This window comes from Merdimonas faecis (assembly GCF_001754075.1).
GTDB lineage: Bacteria > Bacillota > Clostridia > Lachnospirales > Lachnospiraceae > Merdimonas > Merdimonas faecis.
The window spans coordinates 92346-118669 of the sequence record NZ_MIEH01000023.1 but is presented as its reverse complement, the minus strand read 5'-3'; the positions used below and the strand labels follow the sequence as shown (position 1 = coordinate 118669).

25 protein-coding genes are annotated in these 26324 nt (G+C 49.4%); 3 read left to right on the top strand and 22 right to left on the bottom strand.

All coding sequences use genetic code 11. The features are described 5' to 3' along the window. Nucleotides 1–9: 9 nt before the first annotated feature. Nucleotides 10–747, top strand: coding sequence for a 4Fe-4S dicluster domain-containing protein (locus BKD12_RS13450; RefSeq protein WP_070089862.1), 738 nt, complete (start codon nucleotides 10–12; stop codon nucleotides 745–747). A 14-nt stretch (nucleotides 748–761) separates the two neighbouring features. On the opposite strand, the gene BKD12_RS13445 is transcribed toward BKD12_RS13450, so the two are convergent. The 4 genes from BKD12_RS13445 to BKD12_RS13430 are packed head-to-tail and all read right to left on the bottom strand — an operon-like array spanning nucleotide 762 to nucleotide 5114. Continuing rightward, nucleotides 762–2078: a replication-associated recombination protein A gene (locus tag BKD12_RS13445; protein WP_070089861.1), complete on the bottom strand. Its 1317-nt coding sequence runs from the start codon at nucleotides 2076–2078 to the stop codon at nucleotides 762–764. Nucleotides 2079–2084: 6 nt separating this feature from the next. Then, on the bottom strand, nucleotides 2085–2810 hold the full coding sequence (locus tag BKD12_RS13440; RefSeq protein WP_070089860.1) for a tRNA threonylcarbamoyladenosine dehydratase: 726 nt from the start codon (nucleotides 2808–2810) through the stop codon (nucleotides 2085–2087). 60 nt (nucleotides 2811–2870) lie between these two features. Continuing rightward, nucleotides 2871–3437 (bottom strand): flavin reductase family protein, encoded by a 567-nt coding sequence (locus BKD12_RS13435; protein WP_070089859.1) that lies wholly within the window; start codon nucleotides 3435–3437, stop codon nucleotides 2871–2873. A 30-nt stretch (nucleotides 3438–3467) separates the two neighbouring features. After that, a complete protein-coding gene (locus tag BKD12_RS13430) occupies nucleotides 3468–5114 on the bottom strand; it encodes a putative manganese-dependent inorganic diphosphatase (protein ID WP_070089858.1) in 1647 nt (548 codons plus the stop codon). 198 nt (nucleotides 5115–5312) lie between these two features. On the opposite strand from BKD12_RS13430, the gene BKD12_RS13425 reads away from it, so the two are divergent. Beyond that, on the top strand, nucleotides 5313–5984 hold the full coding sequence (locus BKD12_RS13425) for a S1 RNA-binding domain-containing protein (protein ID WP_070089857.1): 672 nt from the start codon (nucleotides 5313–5315) through the stop codon (nucleotides 5982–5984). A gap of 35 nt (nucleotides 5985–6019) precedes the next feature. On the opposite strand, the gene BKD12_RS13420 is transcribed toward BKD12_RS13425, so the two are convergent. The 8 genes from BKD12_RS13420 to pth all read right to left on the bottom strand — a co-directional run bounded on the left by BKD12_RS13420 (nucleotide 6020) and on the right by pth (nucleotide 15588). Next, entirely contained in the window at nucleotides 6020–7417 is a 1398-nt protein-coding gene (locus tag BKD12_RS13420; RefSeq protein WP_176730973.1) for a sensor histidine kinase, read from the bottom strand. Continuing rightward, complete coding sequence (locus BKD12_RS13415) at nucleotides 7414–8085, bottom strand: response regulator transcription factor (RefSeq protein WP_070089855.1); 672 nt, start codon at nucleotides 8083–8085, stop codon at nucleotides 7414–7416. Before BKD12_RS13415 ends, BKD12_RS13420 begins: the two co-directional genes overlap by 4 nt. Beyond that, nucleotides 8082–8843 carry a lantibiotic immunity ABC transporter MutG family permease subunit gene (locus BKD12_RS13410; RefSeq protein ID WP_070089854.1) on the bottom strand — a complete coding sequence of 254 codons (762 nt, stop codon included), beginning with the start codon at nucleotides 8841–8843 and terminating at the stop codon, nucleotides 8082–8084. Before BKD12_RS13410 ends, BKD12_RS13415 begins: the two co-directional genes overlap by 4 nt. Further along, the gene (locus BKD12_RS13405) at nucleotides 8840–9619 is read right to left on the bottom strand and encodes a lantibiotic immunity ABC transporter MutE/EpiE family permease subunit (protein ID WP_070089853.1); all 780 of its coding nucleotides are present in this window, start codon (nucleotides 9617–9619) and stop codon (nucleotides 8840–8842) included. The genes BKD12_RS13410 and BKD12_RS13405 overlap by 4 nt, the downstream gene beginning before the upstream one ends. Further along, nucleotides 9616–10335 (bottom strand): lantibiotic protection ABC transporter ATP-binding protein, encoded by a 720-nt coding sequence (locus BKD12_RS13400; RefSeq protein WP_070089852.1) that lies wholly within the window; start codon nucleotides 10333–10335, stop codon nucleotides 9616–9618. The genes BKD12_RS13405 and BKD12_RS13400 overlap by 4 nt, the downstream gene beginning before the upstream one ends. Nucleotides 10336–10496: 161 nt before the next feature. Then, nucleotides 10497–11600 (bottom strand): peptidylprolyl isomerase, encoded by a 1104-nt coding sequence (locus BKD12_RS13395; protein WP_070089851.1) that lies wholly within the window; start codon nucleotides 11598–11600, stop codon nucleotides 10497–10499. Between the two features lie 52 nt (nucleotides 11601–11652). Beyond that, on the bottom strand, nucleotides 11653–14997 hold the full coding sequence (mfd, locus tag BKD12_RS13390) for a transcription-repair coupling factor (RefSeq protein WP_070089850.1): 3345 nt from the start codon (nucleotides 14995–14997) through the stop codon (nucleotides 11653–11655). Continuing rightward, nucleotides 14998–15588 carry an aminoacyl-tRNA hydrolase gene (gene pth, locus BKD12_RS13385; protein WP_070089849.1) on the bottom strand — a complete coding sequence of 197 codons (591 nt, stop codon included), beginning with the start codon at nucleotides 15586–15588 and terminating at the stop codon, nucleotides 14998–15000. It abuts the gene before it with no gap. A gap of 143 nt (nucleotides 15589–15731) precedes the next feature. Here pth and BKD12_RS13380 point away from each other — a divergent pair, with 143 nt between their 5' ends. Beyond that, on the top strand, nucleotides 15732–16166 hold the full coding sequence (locus BKD12_RS13380; RefSeq protein WP_070089848.1) for an FMN-binding protein: 435 nt from the start codon (nucleotides 15732–15734) through the stop codon (nucleotides 16164–16166). 29 nt (nucleotides 16167–16195) lie between these two features. Here BKD12_RS13380 and BKD12_RS13375 read toward each other — a convergent pair whose 3' ends face one another. The 10 genes from BKD12_RS13375 to murD all read right to left on the bottom strand — a co-directional run bounded on the left by BKD12_RS13375 (nucleotide 16196) and on the right by murD (nucleotide 26316). Then, nucleotides 16196–16459, bottom strand: a complete 264-nt coding sequence (locus tag BKD12_RS13375) for a glyoxalase (protein WP_070089847.1) — start codon at nucleotides 16457–16459, stop codon at nucleotides 16196–16198. A 67-nt stretch (nucleotides 16460–16526) separates the two neighbouring features. After that, on the bottom strand, nucleotides 16527–17174 hold the full coding sequence (locus tag BKD12_RS13370) for an HAD family hydrolase (protein ID WP_070089846.1): 648 nt from the start codon (nucleotides 17172–17174) through the stop codon (nucleotides 16527–16529). A gap of 130 nt (nucleotides 17175–17304) precedes the next feature. Next, the gene (gene sigG, locus BKD12_RS13365) at nucleotides 17305–18081 is read right to left on the bottom strand and encodes an RNA polymerase sporulation sigma factor SigG (RefSeq protein WP_070089845.1); all 777 of its coding nucleotides are present in this window, start codon (nucleotides 18079–18081) and stop codon (nucleotides 17305–17307) included. A 146-nt stretch (nucleotides 18082–18227) separates the two neighbouring features. After that, nucleotides 18228–19835, bottom strand: coding sequence for an MBL fold metallo-hydrolase (locus BKD12_RS13360; RefSeq protein ID WP_070089844.1), 1608 nt, complete (start codon nucleotides 19833–19835; stop codon nucleotides 18228–18230). 50 nt (nucleotides 19836–19885) lie between these two features. Beyond that, nucleotides 19886–20626 (bottom strand): RNA polymerase sporulation sigma factor SigE, encoded by a 741-nt coding sequence (sigE, locus tag BKD12_RS13355; protein WP_070089843.1) that lies wholly within the window; start codon nucleotides 20624–20626, stop codon nucleotides 19886–19888. 16 nt (nucleotides 20627–20642) lie between these two features. Beyond that, the gene (locus BKD12_RS13350; protein WP_070089842.1) at nucleotides 20643–21434 is read right to left on the bottom strand and encodes a sigma-E processing peptidase SpoIIGA; all 792 of its coding nucleotides are present in this window, start codon (nucleotides 21432–21434) and stop codon (nucleotides 20643–20645) included. A 237-nt stretch (nucleotides 21435–21671) separates the two neighbouring features. Beyond that, on the bottom strand, nucleotides 21672–22934 hold the full coding sequence (gene ftsZ / locus BKD12_RS13345) for a cell division protein FtsZ (RefSeq protein WP_070089841.1): 1263 nt from the start codon (nucleotides 22932–22934) through the stop codon (nucleotides 21672–21674). Nucleotides 22935–23076: 142 nt separating this feature from the next. Beyond that, on the bottom strand, nucleotides 23077–23814 hold the full coding sequence (locus BKD12_RS13340; protein ID WP_070089840.1) for a cell division protein FtsQ/DivIB: 738 nt from the start codon (nucleotides 23812–23814) through the stop codon (nucleotides 23077–23079). A 50-nt stretch (nucleotides 23815–23864) separates the two neighbouring features. Next, nucleotides 23865–24911 carry an FtsW/RodA/SpoVE family cell cycle protein gene (locus tag BKD12_RS13335; RefSeq protein WP_070089891.1) on the bottom strand — a complete coding sequence of 349 codons (1047 nt, stop codon included), beginning with the start codon at nucleotides 24909–24911 and terminating at the stop codon, nucleotides 23865–23867. A 49-nt stretch (nucleotides 24912–24960) separates the two neighbouring features. After that, nucleotides 24961–26316 (bottom strand): UDP-N-acetylmuramoyl-L-alanine--D-glutamate ligase, encoded by a 1356-nt coding sequence (gene murD / locus BKD12_RS13330; protein ID WP_070089839.1) that lies wholly within the window; start codon nucleotides 26314–26316, stop codon nucleotides 24961–24963. Between the last annotated feature and the right edge of the window lie 8 nt (nucleotides 26317–26324).

Sequence of the window (26324 nt, the reverse complement as noted above, 5' to 3'; positions counted from 1 at the left end):
GGATTTCATATGATAAGAAAAATTATCCAGATAAATGAAGAAAAATGTAACGGATGCGGCGCCTGCGCGGCTGCATGCCACGAGGGAGCCATCCAGATGATAAATGGAAAAGCAAAACTGATCCGGGACGACTACTGCGACGGACTGGGAGACTGTCTGCCGGCCTGCCCTACCGGAGCCATCACTTTTGAAGAGCGGGAGGCCGCCGCTTATGATCCGGAAGCCGTCCAGCTTCATCTGAAAACCAGAAAGGATTCCAGCTCTCAGGCACAGCCGACTTTCTCAGGCTGTCCCGGCCAGGCCCCCAGATCCATCAGCCATACACCTTCCGACTGCAGCGCCGCCAAAACGCCCCTGGAATCAGCTGCCCCGCAAAGCCAGCTCTCCCAGTGGCCGGTGCAGATCCAGCTGGCCCCGGTAAACGCGCCGTATTTCCAGGGCGCCCATCTTCTGATCGCAGCCGACTGCACCGCCTACGCTTATGCCAATTTTCACCAGCGTTTTATCCGGAACCATATCACTTTGATCGGATGTCCGAAGCTGGATCCGGTGGACTATACTGAAAAACTGACGGAGATCATCCGGGGCAACGACATCAAAAGCCTGACCATCGTCCGCATGGAGGTTCCCTGCTGCGGAGGGATCCAGCATGCCGCCACCCAAGCTTTAAAGGCCAGTGGAAAATTCATCCCCTGGCAGGTGGTGACAGTAAAAATCGATGGAACTATTCTGGAATCAAACGGATAACATTTAAGGGGCGATTACTCGCCCCTTAAAAATTTCATCCATTCCCCGATCTTCTTTTCATATCCGTTCTCGCCGGGTTCATAGAACTTCGCACCCAGGATCTCATCCGGCAGGTACTGCTGCTCTACATAATGATGTGGGTAATCGTGGGCGTACTGATAGCCGATACCGTGCCCCAGCTTTCCGGCGCCCTTATAATGCGCATCCTGAAGATGGGAAGGCACCGTCGTTTTCTTAGATCTCACGCTTTCCATCGCTGAAAAGATCGCATTTGTTGCAGAATTGCTCTTAGGTGCTGTGGCCACATAGGTCACTGCCTGCGAAAGGATGATCTGAGCCTCCGGCATACCGATCCTCTCCACTGCCTGAGCCGCTGAAACCGCCACGTTAAGAGCCATAGGGTCTGCATTTCCCACATCCTCTGACGCACATATCATGATCCTGCGGGCGATGAACTTGATATCCTCCCCGGCATAAAGCATTTTGGCCAGGTAATAAACCGCCGCATCCGGATCGGATCCCCGCATACTTTTAATGAAGGCAGAAATCGTGTCATAATGATTATCCCCGGTCTTATCGTAGCGGACCACCCGCTTCTGGATACATTCACTGGCTACCGGAAGAGTCAGATGGATCTTTCCGTCTTCGCTTCGCTCCGTCGTCAGGATCCCCAGCTCCACTGCATTTAAAGCGCTTCTTGCATCTCCGCCGCAGATGTCTGCCAGAAAATCCAGCGCATCGTCCTCGATCACCGCCTGATAGCTTCCCATACCCTTTTCCACATCATAAACCGCCCGGCGGATCAAGGTTTTGATATCCTCCGGCTCCAGGGGATAGAGCTCAAAGATAACCGACCGGGAGATCAGCGCACTGTTCACCTCGAAATATGGATTTTCTGTAGTGGCGCCGATCAGGATGATCGTCCCGTCCTCCACAAACGGCAGAAGATAATCCTGCTGCCCTTTATTGAACCGGTGGATCTCATCTATAAAAAGGATCGTCCTTTTCTGGTACATCCCCTGCAGATCCTGGGCTTTCTTTACTACCTCTTCCATATCCTTTTTCCCCGCTACCGTAGCGTTGATCTGGGTAAACTCCGCACTGGTGGTATGGGCAATGACCTTTGCAAGCGTTGTCTTCCCGGTTCCCGGCGGCCCATAGAAAATGACAGAGCTTAGCTTGTCTGCCTTGATTGCCCGGTACAACAGCTTATCCTTCCCGATGATATGCTGCTGCCCCACCACTTCATCCAGAGTCGTGGGCCTTAGTCTGGACGCAAGCGGCGATTCCTTTTCCTGGTTTTGTTCCCGCATATAATCAAATAAATCCATTGCTTCCTATCTTCCTTCCCATCCAATGATTTCCCGGACTGCCTCTCCGGCGATCAGAAGCCCTGCCACCGGCGGCGTAAAAGAAATACTCCCGGGCAGCGACCTTTTGCTCCCTTTTTCTTCTCCTGTCTCTTTGCCGGATACATCCACAGGTTTCTCTTTTGAATACAATACTTTCACCCCACGGATCCCTCTTGCCTTCAGCTCTTTTCTCATTACCTTGCAGAGCGGGCAGACGGATGTACTGCTGATATCCGCGATCTCAAACAATTCAGGATGTAGTTTATTGCCGGTACCCATGCAGCTGATCAGCGGGATTTCTTCTTTCTTTGCCTTCTCGATCACGGCAAGTTTCGCTGTCACCGTATCGATGGCATCGATGATATAATCCGGACGGATCTCAAAAATCTCTTCGATATTTTCCGGCAGCACAAAGGTTTCGTAAGTAAGGACTTCTGTCTCCGGACAGATATCATGGATCCTTTCTTTCATGATTTCAGTCTTATACCTTCCCACCGTACTGTGATACGCGATGGACTGACGGTTGATATTAGTAAGAGACACCTTGTCATTATCCACCAGGATCAGTCTTCCCACGCCGCTCCTTGCCAGGGCCTCGATGCAGTGGGATCCTACGCCTCCCACTCCAAGCACCAGGACCGTTGTCCTTCGAAGCTTCCCGAGCGCCTCTTCTCCGATCAGGAGCTCCGTCCTTGAAAATTCATGTATCATAAGTCTTCTCCATTCCTGTATGCCAAGAAAAACTGCGGAATATCCGCAGTTTTTCAGAAGCTATCTTTTCTTAACACTCCATCCGAATCTTCCCAGGCTTTTGCCAAGTCCCAGATATTCTCCATGGGAATAAGCCAGAAGCCCGGTATGGTTCAGCTCAAATTTTCCATTTTTCTTCATATATTTCTCATCGACCTGAACAGCCGTTACCCTGGCAAGAAACATGTGATGGCTTCCCAGTTCTTTGACCTCTGTCACCTTACACTCGATGTTCACCGGGCTTTCCAGGATCACCGGCGCATAAGAAAGGGTACTCGCTTTCCCCTTTGTCAGCCCCATTTCCTTCCACTTATCCACATCTCTTCCAGATTTTACACCGCACCAGTCCGTGGCCTTTGCAAGCTCCTCTGTCGTAAGATTCACGACAAATTCTCCGGTCTCCCGGATCATTCCGTAGGAATAGCGCTCCGGGCGCACGGAAATATAAAGCATCGCCGGATCTGTACATATGGTGCCTGTCCAGGCCACCGTCAGTATATTTGCATTGCCTTCCTTGTCGGCGGCGCTCACCATCACCGCCGGAAGCGGATACAGCATATTCCCCGGCTTCCACACTTGTCTTCCCATAGCATATTATCCTTTCTTTCCTGTCATCTCCTACTGCTGCATTGTGCTCACAAGCGTAGGGATCAGCTGCTTCTTCCTGGATACCACGCCTTTCAGAATGATCCGGTCTGTATCCTCCCTGAGATCAAAGGCCTCCAGCACCTTTTCCTTTGCCCCGGCTCCACAGCACAGAAGCTCTGTGGACTCTTCCAGGATATCTGTCAGCATGAAGAAGATCATCTGCAGATTGTGGTCCTTCAATACCTTTGGAAGATGAGGATCCAGGGTCTGCCGGATCTCATCCAGTTCTTCTTTATTCATCGAATTGATCTGTCCTACGCCGAATACCATATCGTTGACCGTAAACTGCTTAAAGTCCTGGAAGCAGATTTCTTCCGCACTCTTGCCCTGCAGATTGCTTCCTGCCCGGAACATCTCACTGGCCAGCTGTTCCAGATCGACCTCTGCGATCTTCGCAAGCTTTTTGGCCGTCTTTTCATCCACTGCCGTACATGTAGGCGAACGGAACAACAATGTATCCGAAATGATCGCGGAGCACAAAAGCCCGGCAATCGTCCGGCTGATCTTAACCTCGGCCTCCTGATACATCTGATACACGATCGTCGCTGTACAGCCCACCGGCTGATTCCGGAAAAATACAGGTCCTACCGTCTCAATATTTCCCAGCCGGTGATGGTCGATGATCTCCACGATCTCCGCCTCCTCGATGCCGTCTACGGCCTGGGATTTCTCATTGTGGTCTACCAGGATAACCTTTTTCTTACTTACATCCAGGAATCGCCGCCTGGAAATAAAGCCGCGGAACCGTCCGTGCCGGTCCAGGATCGGGAAATCACGGAACTTCTTTTTCGTCATGACTTCCTTGATATCATCCACATAATCATTGAGCTGGAAGCTGGTCAGCGGTGTCTTTGTCATAAAATATTTCACCGGGATACTCTGGTTGATCAGCCTTGCCACCGTAAATGTATCATGCGGCGTGCGGATGATGACAATACTCTGCTCCTCCGCCTTTTTAATCAGCTCATCCGGCACTTCCGCATTCTGGCATACCACCAGGCAGCTGGCGTCGATATCCACCGCACAGGCCTGAGACTCATACCGGTTTCCCAGGATGACCAGATCGTCTTTCTCGATAAACTGTTCCATCAGATCCGGATTGGATGCGCCAATCGCCACTTTTCCTTTGGTGAAATGCCCGTGCTCGTTGCCGGTTACCAGCGTACCGTCCAGCGTTTTGATAATATTACGGTACTGAGTCTTTGCAGCTGACAGTACCCGGTTGTCATATACGTCCATATAGGATGTAGCTATATCTCCGGTAGAGATTACACCAACCAGCTCTTCATCCTTCAGAACAGGAATTGTTTTGATATTATTTTCTTTCATTTTCTGCCAGGTATCTTTAATAGACATCTGCGGATCCACACCGTCGATCTTGTGGATATCGATATCCTTCACCTGGAGTTTGACATTCTGCAGAAGAGGCGGTGCGTCCACACCGAACCGCTGAAGAACGTAGGCTGTTTCTTCATTGATAAGCCCGGCTCTTCTGGGAACATACTCTTCTCCTGTAATTTCTTTTTTCAAATGAGCATATGCGATTGCAGAACAGATGGAATCTGTATCCGGATTCTTATGCCCTACCACATATACTTTTCCTGATTTCTTTCCCATAAATTCCTACACCTCACTCGACATCTGCCATAAAAGATGACCCTAAATTTAAGCTTGCCATCTTTTCTTCCTTTCGTCAACCATAAATTTAGATAAAGAATTCATTTTTCTTTGAACAAGTCCGGAAAATTATGCTATACTGAAAGAAATATGTAAATATGGATACAAAAACTACTCTGAGAAAGGAACTTTAAGACTATGAGCGAAGAATTATTACAGGAAGAAACAACAATGGCTGACCTGGAGGAGCATTTTGATGATGCTAATCCCTGGAACGTTGTACAGTCATACATGGAAAACAAGACCATCCTTCCGGTCAAGGTAGAAGGAATCGTCAATGGCGGCGCCATTGCTATGGTAGAAGGACTGCGCGGCTTTATTCCAGCATCCAAGCTTTCCCTTTCCTATATTGAGGATCTGGAGACCTATCTTCTGAAAGATATTGAAGTCCGGGTCATCGAAGCAGACGAGGCAGAAAACCGTCTGGTGCTGTCTGCCCGTGAGATCCTGAAGGAAAAAGAGAAAAAAGCGATGGAAGAAAAAATCGCAAATATCCAGATCGGCACTGTCATGACAGGAACCGTAGAGTCTCTGCAGAATTACGGAGCCTTTGTCCGTCTGGAGGACGGTCTGTCCGGCCTGGTACACGTTTCACAAATCAGCCAGAAACGGGTAAAATCTCCGAAAGATGTGCTGAATGTCGGGGACGAGGTGAAAGTAAAGATCATCGGCATCAAGGATGGCAAGATCAGCCTCAGCATGAAAGCCCTGGAAGAGCCTGAAGAAGCTCCGGTAGAAAAGGTAGAGATCCCGAAATCAGAAAATATCGGGACAAACCTGGGAGATCTCTTTAAAAACCTGAAACTCTAATTTTTAAGGTGGCCAAATGATCTGGCCACCTTTCTTTATGCCGTAATCGGAAAATGGATGACTACCATTCCTCCTGCATCTCCAGAGTTTCCAAGTTCCAGCCGTCCCCCGTGTTTCTGAAGCAGCGTAGATGTAATATAAAGCCCCATTCCATAGTGTGCGGTCCCTTTCCGGCTCTTGTCCGCCTGGTAAAACTGTTCCGTCCCATGGAGCAGCGCCTCTTCTGTGAATCCCGGACCGCTGTCTGTGACCGTGATCTTTAAGAAGATGACTTCTTCCTGTCTTTCCTCCTCTGCCCGGATCACAAGCGTCCCTTCATAAGGGCAGTAGTCCGCTCCATTGGATATCACATTCAAGACCGCCCTCTCCAGCTCCTCCCGGATTTCCTTTCTTCCCCGTATCACTGTTTCCGGCATCTCAAACCTGGACTCTATCTTCAGTTTTTTCCCTCTTCCGAGAGCTTCTGCCATTTCCCGAATCCCGTTCAGGAAACTGCCGGTTTCAAATTCCCCGGCTTCTTCCGAAGCTTCCCCGCTCTGCTGCAGCGCTTCCTTAAGAGAGATAAGATACTGTTCCATGTCTGCCGTCCGCTCCAGGATCTCCAGGTCCCAGCTTCGGATCTCCTCCAGCTGATCCGTCTCCTGGATCAATTCCGCATTTCCGCGGATAATGGTTAAGGGAGTCTTGATATCATGGGCCAGTGCGGCGATCTGTTCCTGCTTCCTGCGCTGCGCCTCCCACTGCTCTTTCAGAGAACTTTGCAGGGCTTCCTTCATAAGGAACAAAGACGCCAGTACCTGATCGATCTCCTTGATATCCGAATATCCGCGTCCGAAATCCAGATCCTTCCTGGTCACCTTATCCGCCGTCTCTTCTAACACGTCCAGCCGCTTTTTCAGAAAGCGGCCAAAATGCCGGGCATTCAGCCAGACTCCGGCTGCGAACAGGATCAGGAACACCGTCAGCATCAGAAATTCCAGATTGGGGATCAGCCGCCTGAGCAGTGGATTTTCAAACTTGGGGATCAGCTGATACTGGATCAGGACCAGGTCCCCGTTCTCCTTTTCAATCCCGCGGTAAAAGGTGTTATATCCCCTTCCTCTGTCTCCCTGCTCCCAGCTTTCCCAGATACGTCCTGCCTCTTCTTTGTCAAATGTCCCCCGTAGAAACTCTCCTCCGGGACCGAACACGCCAAAGCTGCAGCTGTCCGGGATCAGCGTCTCTTCTCCGCCCGCGCTGCTTCGGATTTCTTCTGCATTTTCCTCGATGCTCGCCTGCTCATAGTCCGCCGTGCGGATGACTCCCGTGCCGGCCAGGAGCAGATATAAAAGCACAAGACCTGCTGCCAGAATCACCATCCAGGCGCAGAACCGGAAGAGATAACGGATAAACACCAGATACAGGCTTATTTTTCTTTCTCTTTTCTTTTTCACGCCTTCCATTTATATCCAATCCCCCATACCGTTTCAATCGGCTCCAGGTCCGACTCCCGGAACTTTGCCCGGATGTTTTTTATATGCTCTGTGATGGCAGAATCGTCGCTCCTGCCATCATATCCAAACACATGCTCATAGATCTGCTCTCTCGAAAACACCTGTCCCCGGTGCAGCGCCAGGAATTCACAGATTTCATATTCCCCCGCCGTCAGAGAAAGTTTCCTTCCTTTTGCCTCTATCCTTTTCTCCTGCAAAAAAAGGCGTACCTCTCCTACAACGGCCGCATATTTCTTTTCCCGTTTTTCCCGGCGGATATGTGCCTCTGCCCGGCACCTGAGTTCGCCGATCCCAAACGGCTTTCGGATATAATCATCAGCCCCAAGCCCCAGGCCCTTCATCACATCCTCCTCTGCCGTTTTTGCCGTCAGGAACAGTACCGGACAGTCCGTCTGGTCCCGCAGCCTTTCAAGAAGTTCAAATCCATCCATTCCCGGCATCATCACATCCAGCATCACCAGATCGTACTGTGCGATCGGAAATTCCGCTTCAAGAAGCCGAAGCGGATCCGATACCGTATCTACTTCCATCCCGCTTCTTTCCAGCGCCGCTCTTATAATCTTTAAAATCCCCTCTTCATCATCTACTGCAAGCACTCTAGCTCTCATTCTTCCTGACTCCTCCTGCCCTCATATTTATAAAACCACACAAACGCCAGTAAGATTATACATATCGCTATTGCAAAGCAGACACCGGCCTCCTTCCAGATTGTTTCTGAAAGCTTCAGCCCCCTGTCCTTTTCCGCCATATATAGTAACAGATAAGTGGAAAATCTTCCACCCCAGGCCCAGGGAAAAAACATCCATTTTCCGTCTCCCAGGCCAGTCAGGAACAGAAAAGAAAGCAGTGTCCCTGCAATTCCAAAGCATATGGACACGCCTTTTCCGGCGGCAAAGGACAAGGCCAGATGGATCAGATACACAGTCACCTGCCCCAGGAAGATCAAAGCAGCACTGGAAAGACAGATCCAGAGCCCATATGCATTTCCATCCGGAAAGCAGCGGTAAACAAGAGAAAATCCCATGAGAGCAGCAAGACCGGCCAGCATCCCAAGCCCCAGCAGCACGATCCATTTCGCAAGCAGCGCATGAAATCTTCTGCCTGGCAGAAGGAAGAAATTCTGATATCCTAAAGCTTCCTCCATCTCCGCGGAAAGCCCGCATATCATGCCGCAAAAGAAGGGCCACACACAGGCCACCGTCTGGAAATAGACCAGGACCTCAGAGCGGCTCTCCCAGCCGGCAAGACTGTAATACCAAAGAAATGCTGCCGTCCCGGCGGCGGGGACAGCTATATGGAGATATAAAAGGGATGTATGCCTCAGCCTCTTAATCTCACTATAAAGCAAACGTCCGAATCCTCTCATACAGCCTGTGCCCCCTTTCTTACATACCAGATCCTTGATACGGCCCAGCACAGGACAAGCCACAGAGCCGTGACAACCGCTCCCGGAAGGATTGCCCCGCTGCCCTCAATCCCTGGTGTGTACGTAACACTTCCCGGGATTGCCAGAAGACCGTTGGGCAATACTCCGATCACTCCTGTCATCAGACGGGACGGCGCCGCCCAGGGATTCAGGATCCAGAACGGTCCCGGCGCCATCACGACTCCGGCTATATTCATGACCATATTCACGATCAGCGCCGGGAGTGTGCCCCACCTGTAATACAAAAGGAGACAGAACGGAACCTGCCAGAGCACTGTCACCGTCATGACTGCAGCCGCCTGTATGGTCTCAAAAACTCCCAGCTCCAGCGACTGGGAAATCCAGAACCTCGGGATCAGATAGTTTCCCAGAATCAGATTGAGTCCCCCTCCCAGAACATTTGCAAGCACAACTGTTTTCATGCAAACTGTCACTTTCGCGTCCCACAGCTTTTTCGGAGCCGCCGGAAGGCAAAGCGCCGCCCGCTCCGAAAGCTTTTTATCCTTTTCTCCGTGCAGACATGCCGCCAGCGCCGTCATCCCCGGAAGCATTGTTGTATACCACCAGTTATAAGCAGAGCTGACTCCATTCTGCTGGGAGATCCCATACGCCAGAAGAAATGTCAACACGGGCATCAGGATCCAGAGCTTTCCTCCAATACTGTGCCGTTCTTTCAGATTTTCAGCCCGCCAGAGTCTTAAGCTTTCCTGCATCATGCCTTTACTCCTCCTTTCCTGTTTTTCTCCGCCACCTTACTGAACAGTTCTTCCAGATGCCCTTTTTCCGGCATCCCTCCCTGATATCCGAGAATGCCGTCTGTCAGGATTCCGATATGATCTGCCATCTGTTCCACCTCACTCAAAATATGACTGGAAACCAGCACCGTGATCCCATGCTCCGGAAAGCTCTTGATCAGGTTCCTGAGCTCCTGGATCCCAAAGGGATCCAGCCCATTGGTGGGTTCGTCCAGGATCAGGAAGTCCGGCCTGCCTATCAGGGCAGCGGCGATTCCCAGCCTCTGCTTCATTCCCATCGAAAACTGGCCCGCCTTCTTTTTTCCCGTATCCGGAAGTCCTGCGATCTCCAATGCTTCTTCTATCCTTGCTTTCGGAAGCCCAAGGGCCGTAGTCCGCACCAGCAGGTTCTCCCTGGCAGTCAGATGACTGTAAACCGGCGGACTTTCGATCAAAACTCCCATATTCCGCAGGCACTCCCGGTTCCAGGCTTTTCCCTTATACCAGACTGTTCCCTGATCCGGCCTCAGCATTCCTGATATAATCTTCAGAAGTGTGGATTTTCCTGCCCCGTTGGGCCCCAGAAGGCCATATACGCTCCCTTGGGGTATACAAAGGGACACCTTGGAAAGCACCGGTCCCTGCTGTTTCTGGAAGGTCTTGCTCACCGCCTTTGTTTCTAATATCATGTCTCGCATATTTATTTTCCTCCTTTATCAGAAAGACTCTTGCCTCTCTGCATTAAGGAGTATAGAGGAGGGTTATAAGGATTTTATAAGGATATCTGATATTTTTTTGCATACCACAAAAGCAGGGAGAACCCAAGGGCTCTCCCTGCTTCTAACACATTTTGAATCTGTTACTCGGATGCTTCTTCTTCCTGCTCTGCCACGTCGTCTGTCTGTACCTCATTGGCATAGTCCTCAGTTTCATCCTGTACATAGGTTACGCTCAATGTCTGGAAATCTATCTTGTCCCACACCCTGTTGTTAACCTTTATATCCGTCTCTTCCTTCCAACCGTCACAAGTTTCATTGTAAAGATCCGTCTGTCTCTGGGCAATGATATTCTGCTTTTCTGTATCAGTAGCTTCCTGATCAAAAAGGCTTGTCACCCTTGCCACATAATAGCCGGTATCTGTCTCGATCACTCCGGTAGTTTCTCCTGCCTGCAGCTTGTCCGCCGCTTCTACCACCTCCGGAGCCGGGCTTTGGGATTCGGCATCAAAGGTAGCTGTTGACGCTTCCAGCCCCTGCTCGGATGCATAGGCCGCAAAATCCGCCTGGCCTTTTACTGTCTCTGCAAAAGACTCTGCCTGGGCCTTAGCTGTCTCCGCCACAATCTCCTGCATGTCTTCGGTTTCCGCGTCTTCTTCGGACGCATCTGTGCCTTCTGCAGAATCTGTGGTCTGGGATGAGAAAAAGACATACTGCATACTCTTCTGTGCTGCTTCTTCATCTGATACCTCTGTATCAACTCCTGCCTGGATAGCATCCATCATCTTTTCCTGGATAGACATCAGCGTCATGATCCGCTCCACAGTATCCACATCCCCGGATACCTTCTCTTTCGCATCCAGTCCATTGGTCTCGTCAAACTGGTCTGCCGCTTCCTGTATGGCCTGTTTTTCTGCATCGGATAAAGAAATATCATACTCGTCCATGTGCTGCTCCAGGAGTACCATATCCTCCAGCTGGTCCAGGATGGAATCCTTAACAAACTCCTCATAGCTCTGTCCCTCTTCTGCTTCGGAGTTCCACATATCGTCTCCCATATATCCCGCATAATAGGTCTCATACTGCGCCTGGGTATATCTGGCATAAAAATTGGCTTCAGCACCGGTAATCTCGGTATCTCCTACCGTGACAGCCACATCATTTTCGTCGATGGAAGAGCTGCAGCCTGTCAGGGCTGATGCCGCAAGAAGCCCCGCCAGCGCATAGATTCCTGCTTTTCTTTTCATTGCTTCCTATATCCTCCTTTTGCACCGTTAACTGTTTTATTATAGCCTTTTTTTAAGCTTCTATCAATCCCTTAAGTCCAATTAATACATTTTTCACAATCTCCAGCGGATCCTCCGTTTCCCCCTTCCTGTTTCTGCTCTTCTTCTCATAGAAAAAGCAGGGCGCCTGCGTATCTGTACGGATGCTTAAGTCTCCATGGAAGGATTCGATCAGCTCAGGAATCCTCTGAGGCGCCACCCTTGCCCTTTCATACATCGTAAAGACAAACCGGACTCCCTTTTGCTCTACGCTGGTCACATATGCTGCATGCGCCATTGTCTTTAGGGCCGCCACTTTAAGAAGCTTCTCCACTTTCTTCGGGATATCCCCAAAACGGTCTAACAGCTCCTCTGTCATATCTTCCATCTCTTCCTCGTTTTCGATAGCGGCAATCCGCTTATAGACATCCAGCTTCTGATATTCATTCGGAATATAGCTATCCGGAATAAAGGCATCCACATTAAGATCCATAGTGGTCGTGAAATCCTCTTCTTTAATCTCCCCTTTCAGGAGTCGCACCGCTTCATTCAGCATCTTACAGTAAAGGTCATAGCCCACGGCCTCCATATGCCCGTGCTGCTCAGCTCCCAGAAGATTGCCTGCTCCGCGTATCTCCAGATCCCGCATAGCGATCTTAAACCCGGAGCCAAGATCTGTAAATTCCCGGATAGCCGCCAGCCGTTTCTCCGCCACTTCTTTGAGCATCTTATCCCGTCTGTAAAGCAAAAATGCATAGGCCATGCGGTTGGATCTGCCAACCCGGCCCCGCAACTGATAGAGCTGGGAGAGCCCCAGCCGGTCCGCATCATGGATGATCATGGTATTGACATTTGAAATATCAAGCCCGGTCTCAATGATAGTGGTAGATACCAGTACATCAATCTCTCCGCTGATAAATTCATACATGATCCGCTCCAGCTGATGCTCCTTCATCTGTCCATGCGCATAGGCTACTGTCACTTCCGGCACCAGCTTCTGGATATGGGCCGTAACCTCTGCGATATCCTCCACTCTGTTGTATACATAGTACACCTGTCCCTGACGGGAAATCTCACGCTCAATAGCCTCTCTTACCATCTCGTCATTATATTCCATCACATAGGTCTGGATCGGCATTCTTTCCTCCGGCGCTTCCTCCAGCACACTCATATCGCGGATTCCGATCAGGCTCATATGAAGCGTTCTCGGAATAGGAGTCGCCGTCAACGTCAGTACATCCACATTTTCCTTCAGCTTTTTGATCTTTTCCTTATGCTGTACCCCGAACCGCTGCTCTTCGTCAATGATCAGGAGCCCCAGATCCTTAAATTTCATATCATCGCTCAGTACACGATGAGTACCGATGACGATATCCACCAGTCCTCTTTTTGTATCAGCCGCCGTCTTTTTCTGCTGGGCCGGCGTCCGGAAACGACACATCAGATCAATCCGCACGGGAAAATCCTTCATTCGCTGTACAAAGGTATTGTAATGCTGCTGGGCAAGAATGGTCGTAGGTACCAGGTAAACCACCTGCTTATCCTCCTGCACTGCCTTAAAAGCCGCACGTATAGCGATCTCTGTCTTTCCGTACCCCACATCTCCACAGATCAGGCGGTCCATGATCTTTTTACTCTGCATATCCTTTTTGACCGCGTCAATAGCCAGCAGCTGATCTTCCGTTTCCTCAAACGGAAACATTTCCTCAAATTCCTTCTGCCAGACCGTATCTTCCCCGTATTCGTAGCCTTCCTGCTCCTGCCTTGCCGCATAGAGTTCTACCAGATCTCTGGCGATTTCACGGACAGCTCCTTTAACTCTTGTCTTGGTTCTGGTCCAGTCCTGTCCCCCCAGCCGGTTCAGTTTTGGTTTCTTGGCATCCGCACTTGCATATTTCTGGATCAGATCCAGCTGGGTAGCCGGAATATAGAGATTGCCTCCCTGCGCATAAGAAATCTTCATGTAATCCTTGGTGATCTTATCCACCTCGATCTTCTCGATCCCTTGATAAATCCCAAGGCCATGATTTTCATGCACTACATAATCGCCCGGCTTCAGCTCCGAAAAGCTCTGGATCTTCCGCCCTTCATAGGTCTTCCGCTTCTTTTTCTTTTTTACCTTGCCGAAAATGTCCGTCTCCGAGATCACGGTAAACTTCAGCATCGGATATTCATATCCTTCTGCCACATGTCCATAGGCAGTCATGATCTCGCCCGGCTCTGCCAGCCGGTCCAGATCGTCGCTGTAGTAGCTGCTTAAATTATAATCCCGCAGATCCTCGGCAAGCCGCTTCGCCCTGGTCCGGGAACCAGATAAGAGCACCACCCGGTAGCCGTTTCTTTTCAGTCGTTTCAAATCCTGGATCAGCAGCTCGAAACTGCTGTTATAAGGGTTCACACTCTTTGCCTGGATATGATAAGACTCCCTGATAAGAAGCCCCTTACATCGCATATCCAGCGCATAGAAACCTATCGAGCTGTAGGTATTGATCCTGTTTAAGATCTCTTCGGTTCCATAGAGGCGCACCTCTCCGTCTTTTAATTCATAACCGCTTTCCACCCTTTTTTTCTGGGCCTCAATAAATTCTTCTTCTACTCCCTGTCCTTTTTCCATCAGCCGCACCGGCTCGTCTAAAAAAAGCAGGGTCTCGTCCGCCGGAAAATAATCCAGAAAAGAAACGCCCTGCTCTCCTTCTCCCGGAAATTCGATGGACGGACTGATGGACACCTCTGTCAGATTCTCGATCGAGCGCTGGCTTTCCACATCAAAGGTACGGATAGAATCCACTTCGTCCCCCCATAATTCAATCCGCACCGGCAACTCTTCCGTCAGCGGGAACACATCCAGAATGCCTCCCCGTACCGCAAACTGCCCCGGTCCTTCGATCTGCACCACACGCTCGTAGCCAAGGTCTGCAAGAGCCTTTTCCATTGCGGACAGTTCCAGTGTGCCGTCGTAGCTCACCCGGATGGTCCTGCCTGCAATGATCTCCTTTGGGAGCAGGGAATCCATCAACGCATCAAAGCTTGCCACCACCGTCAGCGGCCTTCCTTCTATCACGGCCTCCAGCACTTCCATACGTTCCCTGACCAGCTCCTTGCTTCTTAAGTCAGCCTGATAAAACAAAAGATCCTTGGCCGGATACAGATAAACGCTTCTGTCCAGGAAACGGTATTCTTCATATATCTGCTTTGCCTTCGACTCGCTGGAACAGATGATAACCTTATAGCGGCAGCCATCACTAAGCCCGTACATCATATGCGTCTTCTGGGAATTTACGCATCCCAGGATCCGGATCGCTCCGGGTCCCTTTCTTTTGTTTTTGACAATCTCTTCATAATCCGCCAGCTCCGTAAGCGGATGGATCAATGCCTGCATCTATTCTATGGCCTCCTTAGGCTTTGCTTTCCTGTTAAACACATTCATCGCCTCGTCCAGCTCTCCCGCAAGGATCATCTCAACTGCTTCCGCAGCCTTCTGATAGCCCTCTTCCATCATTTCCCGCTCTTCTCTGGAGAAATGTCCAAGTACATAATCTGCAAGATCATAGCCTTTTGGCTTTTCCCCTACGCCGATCTTGATCCTCGGAAATACGTCCGTCCCCAGGTGCCTGATGATATCTTTGATCCCGTTGTGTCCGCCCGCACTCCCTTTTCTGCGGATCCTGAGCTGTCCCACATCAAGACTTACATCGTCGTAAATCACCAGGAGCTCCTGCTCTTCATCCACCTTATAGTAGCTAACCAGTTCTCCAATACTTTCCCCGCTCAGGTTCATATAGGTCTGTGGCTTCACAAGGAGCACCTTCTGTCCCGCTATGATGCCTTTGCCGATCAGCGCCCGGCTTTTTCTGGTCTCTACAGCTATATTATATTTATCTGCCAGTGTATCTATCACATCAAATCCCACATTATGCCTGGTCCCACGATACTGAAGCGTGGGATTGCCCAGTCCTGCAATTATAAACATATCCTATCGCCTCCTACAGTTATCCTAATTCATTCTACAGGAACCCTTCCCTTTTGTCACGCATAAATGTTATGAATAATTTCCGCTTTTTGCTCATACATTATAGAAAGTAACGATCATGATACATGATAAAGGAGGGCTTTATGAGTTCCAAAACAAAAATCGTCGTGCTGCATATGAAGGAGATCATTTATACCGTCATATTCGCAGCCCTGGCACTGCTTCTGATCCTTTTGCTGGTATTTATGTTCCTTCCAAATAAAAATGAATCTGAAAACAGCAAGCAAAAATATATCCCGGGGGTCTATACCTCTGACGTCACCTTAAACAATACGGCTCTGGAGGTAGAAGTCACGGTAGATGAATCTCACATCAATTCCATCCGCTTCTCCAACCTGGATGAATCTGTAGCAGCCATGTATCCCCTGGTCCAGCCGGCCATCGAGGATATTGCGGAACAGATTTATGACAGTCAGTCACTGGAAAATATTCAGTATTCCTCTGACAGTCCTTACACTTCTCAGCTGATCTTAGGCGCCATCGGAGACGCACTAAAAAAAGCCTCAGCCAGTGAATAGCTGAGGCTTTTCATATTCCTTTCTGTAACTTATCCTTCAACAATAAGGTACCGTCCATCCGGAAGCGGGAATATCTCTGAAGCATCTTCGATCTCATCCGCACTCATCCCGTCGATATCCATTCCTTCTTCCTCCAGATAGGACTTTACTTCATCCAGACTATCTGCGATCACTGCCATGCAGTCCTCCAGAAACGCTTCTGCTTCTTCCAGCGTCTCCGCCACCGGCTCATCAAACAGCTGCCCCTGCTTTTTCAGAAATGTTTTCAGACATTCTTCATCATACTCATACATCTTTTCGCATCCCTCCTTACATTTTCTATCTGGATCTGACACTGCCGGCAGACAGTGTCCTATCGGCTCACATATATGAAAGCAGCTCCAGCGGGCTGTCAATCACCGTCCTTGCGCCAGCCTCTTTTAATTCCTCCCGGGTACGGAATCCCCAGGATACAATGATGGTCCGTACCCCTGCATTATTCCCTGTCCGTACGTCCACTTCCGAATCTCCCACGTACAGACACTCCTCATTCGTAAGCTTCAAGGTCTCCATGATATGTATGACCCCTGCCGGATCGGGTTTCTTTTCAATCCCTTCCTGCTGGCCGGACACATAATCAAACCATCTCTCACCAAATATCTCTTTTACCACCTTCACGGCCTGCTCGTGAGGCTTATTCGACAACACAGCCAGCAGAACGCCTTTTTCCTTCAGGCTCTGCAGAAGTTCCGGAATTCCCTGGTATGGTGTTACATGATATGTACAATTTTCATCAAATATACGCCGGTATACGGCAAGACTTTCTTCCAGCCTGGAAAGATCTTTCTCTCCTGCCGCAAGGAGCGAACGCTCCATCAGGACCTTCGCCCCGTCTCCTACGAATCTTCTGCACTGCTCTGTCGTAATCTCGGGAAGCCCCATCTCCCGCAGGGTAGCTTTCACCGAATACGCAAGAGACTCCAGCGTATCTGTCAGCGTCCCGTCCAAATCAAATATACAAGCCTTCATCTTCCTGTCTCCCTTCTGCCATTATCATAGTATGAGTCCCCGGAAAATGCAAGACTATTCTTTTGTATGCGAAAAACCATAAAAGTGCCGGCCGCAAGTCCCGGCCGGCTAAAACTCAAAAAAACATCTGTCAGCTTAAATACTGACGCATTACACGCAGGGCATGTTTCTCAAGCCGGCTGACCTGGGCCTGGGAAATACCGATATCCTCAGCCACCTCCATCTGTGTCTTTCCTTCAAAGAATCTCAAACGGATGATATACCGCTCTCTTTCACTCAGATGATCCATGGCCGCCTCTAACGACAGATCCTCTACCCACTTATCTTCTCTGTTTTTGCTGTCGCTTAACTGATCCATTACATAGAGGGCATCTCCGCCGTCATTATAAACCGGTTCCTGCAGACTCATGGGAACCTGTATTGCATCCAGGGCAAATACGATGTCTTCCTTGGATATCCCGATCTCATCCGCGATCTCCTGGACCGTAGGCTCCTTCAGATTACGCTTTACATAATTTTCCTTTGCGTAAATCGCTTTATAAGCAGTATCACGCAGAGACCTGCTGACACGGATGGAATTATTATCCCGCATATACCGGCGGATTTCTCCGATGATCATCGGCACCGCATAGGTGGAAAATTTCACATCCAGCTCTGTATTGAAATTATTGACAGCCTTTATAAGCCCGATACAGCCGATCTGAAACAGATCATCCGGATTCTCATTGCTTGCGCCGAATCTCTTGATCACACTTAAGACCAGCCGGAGATTGCCTTTGATATATTCTTCCTTTGCCTGCTCGTCCCCTTTCTTGATACGTGCAAACAACTCTTCCTTTTCTTTTTCGCCGAGAACCGGAAGCTTCGCCGTATTCACCCCGCAGATCTCTACTTTTCCCTGTGCCATATTCTAAGAACCTCCTGCCAGATAAATGTATGCTATCTAGTAAAATGATTCTCCATATGGCTTCTGGTTATTCTTTTTTCATCTCAAATAAAAAAACTTTTAGTCCTTGACAAATCGGGTTTTTTCTACTATCCGTCCTCTGTCTGTCAGCGATCCCATTTGTCAGCCAGATTCTGGATCTGACTTTCAAATTTTGCCAGTTCTTTGTTTGCCAGACCTTCATTTTTGTATACCACTTCAAGCAGACGTTTGGCAGCGGCCACCACCCGTTCGAAAGCCGCCTGAGCCCGGCTTCTGGCCGGCTTCTCCACAGCCTTTTTCGGCATCTTTACACCTTCGCTTATGATCTGGTTTGCCGCCAGATCCACACAGCCTCCGGAATAAGGCGCAAAGGCCGGACAGCCGATCTTGTCTTCCACCAGGCTTGCAAAAGAATCTGTAACCGTGTCCTCTCCATGTACCACGATCACCCGTTCCAGGTCTGTTTCGAAGCCCTCCAGCCACCGGATCAGTCCGTTCATATCCGCATGGCCGCTGATCCCGTTCAGGACCTCGATCTTCGCGTTTACTGTGATATTTTCACCGAACAGCTTCACGCTCCCGGCGCCTTCTATCAGCTTTCTGCCCAGCGTCCCCACAGCCTGATATCCTACAAAGCAGACGGTACATTCCGGCCGCCAGAGATTGTGCTTCAGATGATGGCGGATCCGGCCCGCCTCACACATACCGGAAGCAGACAGAATGACTTTGGGCTTTTCATCAAAGTTGATCAGCTTAGACTCCTCGCTGGTAATTGTAGTCTTAAGTCCCGGGAAAACCAGAGGGTTGATCCCCTGTTCAATCAGGGCAAGCGCTTCTTTGTCAAAACAGGAGCGGACATTTTTATTGAATACACTGGTGGCCTCGATCGCCAGCGGACTATCCACGTATACCTCAAATCCCGGATATTCCGGAAGCAGATCCTTTTCTTTGATCTCTCGGATAAAATAAAGAAGTTCCTGGGTTCTCCCCACCGCAAAGGAGGGGATCACCACATTGCCTCCCCGGTCAAAGGTCTCTCTCAGGATCCTGGTAAATTCCTTCACATAATCCGGCCGCTCATCCCCGTGGGTACGGTCTCCGTATGTAGACTCAATGACCACGTAGTCCGCCTCCTTCACCGGCTTTGGATCTTTCAGGATCGGCTGATCTGTATTGCCTACGTCTCCGGAAAATACGATCTTTTTTGACACTTCTCCTTCTGTGACCCACACCTCAATGCTGGCGGAGCCCAGAAGATGGCCGATATCATTGAAGCGGACCTCTATTCCCTCGCACAGCGTGATCTTCTGATCATAATCACAGGGGGCCAGAAGATTTACCGCCGCATCTGCATCCTGCATATCATACAAAGGCTCATACAGGGCTTCTCCGCTTCTCCTCGCCTTCCGGTTTCTCCACTGTGCCTCTGACACCTGGATGTGAGCACTGTCACGGAGCATGATGCTGCAAAGATCCGCAGTGGCAAAGGTGGTCACGATATCCCCCTTAAACCCATGTTTGCATAAAAGCGGGATATTTCCGGAGTGATCGATGTGCGCATGGGTCAGCAGGATAAAATCAATCTCTCCCGGCGCCACCGACAGTTCCTGGTTTTCATAAAGATCCGGTCCCTGCTCCATTCCGCAGTCGATCAGAATATGTTTACCGCAGGCCTCCAGAAGGTGGCAGCTTCCCGTCACTTCATGGGCCGCGCCGATACAGGTAAGTTTCATACGCTCCAACCCCTTTTTCTTTTTATTGTAGCATGATTTGACGGGCCAGGCTATGAATATTTCACCATCTCTTTTTTCAGTCTTTTCATAATCTTCTTTTCCAGTCTGGATATGTAGGACTGGGAAATCCCCAGCATGTCTGCCACCTCTTTCTGGGTCTTTTCCTCTCCGTCCGGCGTGCCGAGTCCGAAACGCATCTTTATGATCGCCCGCTCTCTTCCGGACAGCCGGCCGATCGCCCGGTTCAGAAGCTTTCGCTCTGCTTCATTTTCCAGGTCTTTGTAGATCGTGTCTTCTTCCGTCCCCAGGATATCTGACAGGAGCAGTTCATTGCCGTCCCAGTCCACATTCAAAGGCTCATCGATGGACACCTCCAGCCTGGTCTTATTGTTTCTCCTCAGATACATGAGGATCTCATTTTCAATACACCGGGATGCATACGTGGCAAGTTTGATATTTTTCTGCGGATTAAATGTATTGATCGCTTTGATAAGCCCGATGGTGCCGATCGAGATCAGATCCTCCACTCCCACGCCGGTATTGTCAAACTTTTTCGCGATATATACCACCAGCCGGAGATTATGCTCGATCAGAAGCTTTCTGGCCTGCTCATCTCTCTCGGATCCCAGATCTGCTATGGCTTTTGCCTCTTCCTCAAGATCAAGGGGCGCCGGAAGGATATCCGCTCCGCCGATATAATGGATCTCTCTTCTGTCAGGAAAGAAGAATGTGCGGAAATCCGGCACTACTTTCAGTTTAAAACGATGTGGTACAGCTACTTTGATCATCAAATTTCAGTCCTCCCATTCAGATATCTAGATTTAAAATTATGTCGTACTGTTCCGTGACCTTTTCCTCCTCACAGACGGCCACCAGCGGGCGATCAATTGTTATCGTTTCCGTCTCATTCCCCCGCCGTCTCAGAATCTTCATCCGGTCAAGCTCCAGAAGGGGCATTATGCCGTTTTCCCTGCCTACAGAGTGATAACTCACATACCTAAGTCCTGTAACCGGCTCATCCTTCCACAGTCCCCGGATGGCCTGCCTGCCGACGATATGGACCGGTTTTCCGGACTGTGCGTCTCTCAGGCTGTTCCCACTGTCGATGAGCGCCTGAAGCTTCAGCGTGCGCCCCTTGCAGGAGACCAGTACCGTACACTGAAAGCCCTTTTGCCGGGAAAACGCAGTGATCAGCTCCCACACCTTAAGGAGCAGGTAATAGCTCCCGACAGCCAGCAGGAAAAACAGGCTCAGACTTTGTATATAAGGGCGGAAAACCATCATTGCGCCTCCCAGCAGAAATCCACTGACATACAGGAGTATCCACGCATACACAAGGTCCCTTCCCCAGTTCACGCCAAGTCCCGCTTTCAACATAAAAACATTTACAAATCCATGGAAAAGTATCATTTTAAGCGCCGCGGACGGTATAGGAAGCGCTATGACCAGACAGGTCAGAAGGGATCCGGCCGCTGCCCCCAGAAAAATCCTCTTCCTTTTCACCTGGCGCTTCGAAATCCTGGCGGCAAACAGGAGCAGAAGGGAATCCATCATAAAATTCTCCGCGAAAAATAAATCTATGTATAATTCATAATACACAGTTCACCTTCTTTCCTTTCCTGGAGCCGTCCGGTTCCAGAGGCAAGTTCTATTATACGGATTGGGGCATAAAGAATTTGTCAGACGGTGGAGCAAGATTCCACTTTTTTTCGACACGAACATCGTTCATTAGAAAGATTTTTAAGTTTTGTATTTGGAAATTGAATCTGAAAAAATATGAAAAAGAAAGAATCAGGCGTACTATAAACGTACGCCTGACATAAGATGTAATATCAATTATTTTTTAAAGAAATCCGGAATCTTGATGGACTGCTCCTTCACCTTGCTGGTAGGAGTTTTCGGTGTTTCCAGAGTAGGCACTGTGCCGCCTGCCGGTCTCTTTACACCAGCTGTTCCGCCATTTTTTGTAGGAGCCATACCAAGATCCAGCCTGGATGAACTGCTCTGTGGCGCCGCGGACGCTGCGCGCGGTCTTTCAAAGCTCTGTGCATGTGATGCCGTATGCGAAGCTGTATGTGTTGTTGTGCGTCCCGCAGTGGCCATCCTTGGATTCTCCAGTCTTGACTTTAATTTAGAAGCACTTCCCTCTACATTATGAAGTCCTGTAGCAATAACAGTGATCGTAGCTTCGTCAGCCCTGGAGTCATCATACATCGCACCGAAGATGATGCTCGCCTCTTCTCCTGCAAGCTCCTGAACATACTCAGCCGCATCGGAAGCATCCATCAGGGTGATGTCACCGGATACATTGATGATCACGTGAGATGCACCTGCAATCGTGGTCTCAAGCAGCGGACTTGCAACAGCCTGTTTTACTGCTTCCAGTGCCTTGTCGTCGCCGCGTCCCTGTCCGATACCGATATGTGCAATTCCCTTGTCTGTCATGACAGTCTGTACGTCTGCAAAGTCCAGGTTGATCAGAGACGGTACATTGATCAGGTCGGTAATACCCTGGATACCCTGCTGAAGCACTTCGTCAGCCTTCTTAAGCGCCTCCGGCATGGTGGTACGTCTGTCTACAACTTCCAAAAGCTTATTATTCGGGATAACAATCAAGGTGTCAACGCTTTCTTTTAATTTTTCAATTCCTGCCAGTGCATTGTTCATGCGGATCTTGGACTCAAAACTAAAGGGCTTTGTCACTACTCCGACTGTCAGTGCACCCTGCTCTTTCGCAATCCGGGCAACTACTGGTGTGGCACCTGTTCCGGTTCCGCCTCCCATACCGCAGGTTACAAATACCATGTCCGCACCTTTCAGTGCCGCGGATATCTCCTCCGCACTTTCTTCTGCCGCCTTTTCTCCGATCTCTGGTCTTGCGCCGGCTCCCAGTCCTTTTGTGATCTTATCACCGATCTGCATCAGTGTCGGAGCTTTACATAACTGCAGTGCCTGTTTATCTGTATTAATAGCAATAAATTCAACGCCGGCAATCTGTTCGTCGATCATGCGGTTTACTGCGTTATTTCCACCGCCGCCGACTCCAACAACAATAATTTTTGCCGCCGCTTCTGATTCGTTTGTCTTAATCTCTAGCAAGGGTTTCTCCTCCTTTGTTATCCTTATTATATATATTATACATCCCATATATAGGCAAGGAAATTGTTCACTTTGCCATATATACTATATAATATAGACTTTTGTATAAAATATCAATAGAATTTCCCCATTTTTCTTTTTTTTATTGCGGAATTTCTCCAATATCAAAGGTAATCGTACCGCTCGACTCCGAATAATTTTCCAGATGCAGGGTTCCTTCCTGATCCCCCAGTTTCTCAAGAATCGGCGGCACCTGTGCCACCTGGCTGGAAGACACCTTGTTTCCCAGGTTTACGTATACTTTTCCAATATATAGATAAATCTCATCTCCCTTACATACGATCCGGTCCACGTTCAACTCGTACTTTACCACCTCCTGGGATGCTTCCAGGATTTCCTGGAAAATTTTACTGTCCTCACTTTCCAGCTGCCCGTAAAGCTTTATATCTTTCATGCTGATTCCCTCAATACACGGAAGCCCCTCGATCAACGCCGTGGATTCAGACACCACCATTCCCTCCTGATCGAAGTATGCATAATGATCCTCATTTTCCACATAACCGACAATGGGTTTTTCTTCCACCTTTACTTTCAGCGCCCACGGCGCCTTCAGGCTGACCTTGATACTGTCCAGGCAAGGCAGGGATTCGCCTTTTCCCACTGCATATTTAGCCAGTATATACAGCGTATTGATCGAATACTTATCATTCTTTACTGTATCAACGATCTGCTGGTCCGTACAGTATTCGTTTCCGTCCACTTCAATTTCCTGTACATAGAAAAGAATCAGCACGCCCAAAGCCAGGATGGCCGCGGCGAGCAGAAGCACCACAAAGGCATACAGCCGATGCGACTTCCGTTTTGTTCCTTTTTTTCCCATATGTAATACTCCCCTTAAAAATCAATTATTTACTCCAAAATCTGTTTTTTCTATTTTACCAAAGATGACACACTGAATACAAGCCCCATTTCTATCAGCAGAAATACCACGGAAGTACCGCCGTAGCTGACAAAAGGCAGTGTAATTCCCGTATTCGGTATTGTGTTGGTCACAACAGAAATATTTAAGATCACCTGGATCATCATATGCGCCATGGCTCCGGATGCGATCAGTGCGCCGAACAGATCCTCCGCCCGGGAGGCAGTCACGTAAAACCGCCAGATCAGGATCAGGAACAAAAGAAGAATGATCCCGGCGCCAAAGAGTCCCAGCTCTTCGCAGATAATGGAAAATATCATATCATTCTGGGCCTCCGGCACGAATCCCAGCTTCTGTACACTTTCTCCCAGTCCTCTGCCGAACAGTCCCCCGGAACCGATGGCATAAAGCCCCTGAAGCGTCTGGTAACCTTTCTCATAGTCTTCCGGATTTCTCCAGATAGCGATCCGCTCCAGGCGATAGCTCTCAAGGGCCAGAAAAACTCCCATAAATCCCATTCCCAGCAGTCCCATGACCACAAACTGTCCATACTTGGGGCTGGCCACAAATACCAGCACGACCGCAATCCCCAGAATGATGATCGCGGTACTCAGGTTGCTTGCGCCTACCAGGCCCACGATGGGAAGGATCATGGCCATAATCTTGAGAAGGGTCCGCATTTTTCCCATTTCCTGGATATTTCTCGTGATCACATGGGCGAGAAAGAGGATCACTGCCACTTTTGCAAACTCTGAGGGCTGAAAAGAAAGAGGGCCCAAAGACAGCCATCTTTTGGACCCATTGTATTCATCTCCTACAAACAACACCGCTATTGACAAGAGGACCGCCGCCAGATACCCAAGCACTGCCACATGCCGCCACAAATGATAATCGATCCGGGCCGCCGCATACATCCCCGCAGCTCCAAGAGCCGTGGCAAACAGCTGCTTCTTCAGATAATAAAAGGGATCCTGAAACTTGATCTGACCGTTATATGCGCTGGTACTATAGAGGATCAGAAGCCCTGCCAGCACCAACATACATAATGCCGCCATCATTGTCACATCATATTTCCTTTTTTCCGGTTCGCTCAATCTATGCTTCTCCTTATAAGGAATTTACGATCTCTTTAAACTTATCTCCTCGTACCTCATAGCTTGGAAACATATCCCAGCTTGCACATGCCGGGGACAAAAGAACCGCGTCTCCCGGAACCGCCTGCGCCACCGCAAGATGTACGGCATCTTCAAAGCTTTCCGCAAACAGATAGTCTGTAAACCCGCACTTTTCAGCGTCTTTTGCAATCTTTTCCTTCGTCTCGCCAAGGAGGATCAGCTTTTTCACTTTCCCCTCAAAGCTTTCGATCCATTCCGTATACTCAGAATCCTTGTCGTATCCGCCTCCAATCAGAACCGTTGGACGCTTCATTGCCTGGATTCCTTTGATCGCCGCATCCGGATTGGTTCCTTTGGAATCATTATAGTATGCCACACCGTTCTTTTCCGTTACATATTCGATCCGGTGTTCCACACCGCCAAAAGACTTCACCGTATCCCGGATTATCTCCATCGGCACGCCATAGACATACGCCATGCCTGCAGCCGCCATCACATTTTCAAAATTATGCGTTCCCAGGATCTTCAGCTCGTCGGTATGGCAGATCAGCTCCTCATTTCCGCCAAAGCTCAGGAACAGGCCTCCATTCTCAAGCCAGATCCCTTCTTCTAGTTTACGCTGACTGCTGAAATATAGAACCTTCGCTCTTATATTCTTTCCAAATTCTCTTGTAACCTTGTCCTCATAATTTAGAATGCAGTAGTCTTCCTCTGTCTGATTCTTTGCCACATTTTTCTTTGCCTGGATATAAGCTTCCATGGTATGATGCCGATTCAGATGATCCGGCGTGATATTCAGGATTGCGCTCACCTTTGGCCGGAATTCACAAATTGTCTCCAGCTGAAAGCTGGAAACCTCTGCTACCGTGACAGCCTGATCTGTCATCTCTCCCGCTACTTTCGTATAAGGGTTACCGATATTTCCCACCACATAAACTTCTTCTCTGGCATTTTTCATGATCTCGCCAAGCAAAGAGGTGGTTGTGGTCTTTCCGTTGGTCCCGGTGATGGCAAGCACGTCTCCCTTTCCAAACTGATATGCCAGCTCAATCTCACCGATAATGGAGACCCCTGTCTTTTTCATTTCCTGCACGATCGGAAGATCTGTAGGCACTCCGGGACTTAAAACCGCCATATCCAGCGTATCCAGAGTTTCGCGGGGAAGCTCTCCTATCACTACCCTGACTTTACTTCCTTTCCCCAGTTTTTCTTGTAAGCTCTCTTCTTTTAACTTCTGATTCCCATCATAAAGAATCACCGAAGCGCCATGTGTTTCCAGGAGTCCGGCAGCGCCGATCCCGCTGATCCCCGCGCCAAACACCAGTACATTTTTCCCCTTTACATCCATTGACCTGT

What these genes read in the sequence shown, in the direction of transcription:
- BKD12_RS13445 (WP_070089861.1), bottom strand. Translation starts at nt 2,078, where the DNA reads ATGGATTTATTTGATTATATGCGGGAACAAAACCAGGAAAAGGAATCG.
- BKD12_RS13410 (WP_070089854.1), bottom strand. Translation starts at nt 8,843, where the DNA reads ATGAGAGGATTCGGACGTTTGCTTTATAGTGAGATTAAGAGGCTGAGG.
- BKD12_RS13370 (WP_070089846.1), bottom strand. Translation starts at nt 17,174, where the DNA reads ATGAAGGCTTGTATATTTGATTTGGACGGGACGCTGACAGATACGCTG.
- BKD12_RS13425 (WP_070089857.1), top strand. Translation starts at nt 5,313, where the DNA reads ATGAGCGAAGAATTATTACAGGAAGAAACAACAATGGCTGACCTGGAG.
- BKD12_RS13430 (WP_070089858.1), bottom strand. Translation starts at nt 5,114, where the DNA reads ATGGGAAAGAAATCAGGAAAAGTATATGTGGTAGGGCATAAGAATCCG.
- BKD12_RS13400 (WP_070089852.1), bottom strand. Translation starts at nt 10,335, where the DNA reads ATGCGAGACATGATATTAGAAACAAAGGCGGTGAGCAAGACCTTCCAG.
- BKD12_RS13435 (WP_070089859.1), bottom strand. Translation starts at nt 3,437, where the DNA reads ATGGGAAGACAAGTGTGGAAGCCGGGGAATATGCTGTATCCGCTTCCG.
- murD (WP_070089839.1), bottom strand. Translation starts at nt 26,316, where the DNA reads ATGGATGTAAAGGGGAAAAATGTACTGGTGTTTGGCGCGGGGATCAGC.
- BKD12_RS13360 (WP_070089844.1), bottom strand. Translation starts at nt 19,835, where the DNA reads ATGAAACTTACCTGTATCGGCGCGGCCCATGAAGTGACGGGAAGCTGC.
- BKD12_RS13375 (WP_070089847.1), bottom strand. Translation starts at nt 16,459, where the DNA reads ATGTATGAGTATGATGAAGAATGTCTGAAAACATTTCTGAAAAAGCAG.
- BKD12_RS13340 (WP_070089840.1), bottom strand. Translation starts at nt 23,814, where the DNA reads ATGGGAAAAAAAGGAACAAAACGGAAGTCGCATCGGCTGTATGCCTTT.
- BKD12_RS13415 (WP_070089855.1), bottom strand. Translation starts at nt 8,085, where the DNA reads ATGAGAGCTAGAGTGCTTGCAGTAGATGATGAAGAGGGGATTTTAAAG.
- mfd (WP_070089850.1), bottom strand. Translation starts at nt 14,997, where the DNA reads ATGCAGGCATTGATCCATCCGCTTACGGAGCTGGCGGATTATGAAGAG.
- BKD12_RS13440 (WP_070089860.1), bottom strand. Translation starts at nt 2,810, where the DNA reads ATGATACATGAATTTTCAAGGACGGAGCTCCTGATCGGAGAAGAGGCG.
- BKD12_RS13450 (WP_070089862.1), top strand. Translation starts at nt 10, where the DNA reads ATGATAAGAAAAATTATCCAGATAAATGAAGAAAAATGTAACGGATGC.
- BKD12_RS13380 (WP_070089848.1), top strand. Translation starts at nt 15,732, where the DNA reads ATGAGTTCCAAAACAAAAATCGTCGTGCTGCATATGAAGGAGATCATT.
- BKD12_RS13395 (WP_070089851.1), bottom strand. Translation starts at nt 11,600, where the DNA reads ATGAAAAGAAAAGCAGGAATCTATGCGCTGGCGGGGCTTCTTGCGGCA.
- sigG (WP_070089845.1), bottom strand. Translation starts at nt 18,081, where the DNA reads ATGGCACAGGGAAAAGTAGAGATCTGCGGGGTGAATACGGCGAAGCTT.
- BKD12_RS13335 (WP_070089891.1), bottom strand. Translation starts at nt 24,911, where the DNA reads ATGATGGCGGCATTATGTATGTTGGTGCTGGCAGGGCTTCTGATCCTC.
- BKD12_RS13405 (WP_070089853.1), bottom strand. Translation starts at nt 9,619, where the DNA reads ATGATGCAGGAAAGCTTAAGACTCTGGCGGGCTGAAAATCTGAAAGAA.
- pth (WP_070089849.1), bottom strand. Translation starts at nt 15,588, where the DNA reads ATGTTTATAATTGCAGGACTGGGCAATCCCACGCTTCAGTATCGTGGG.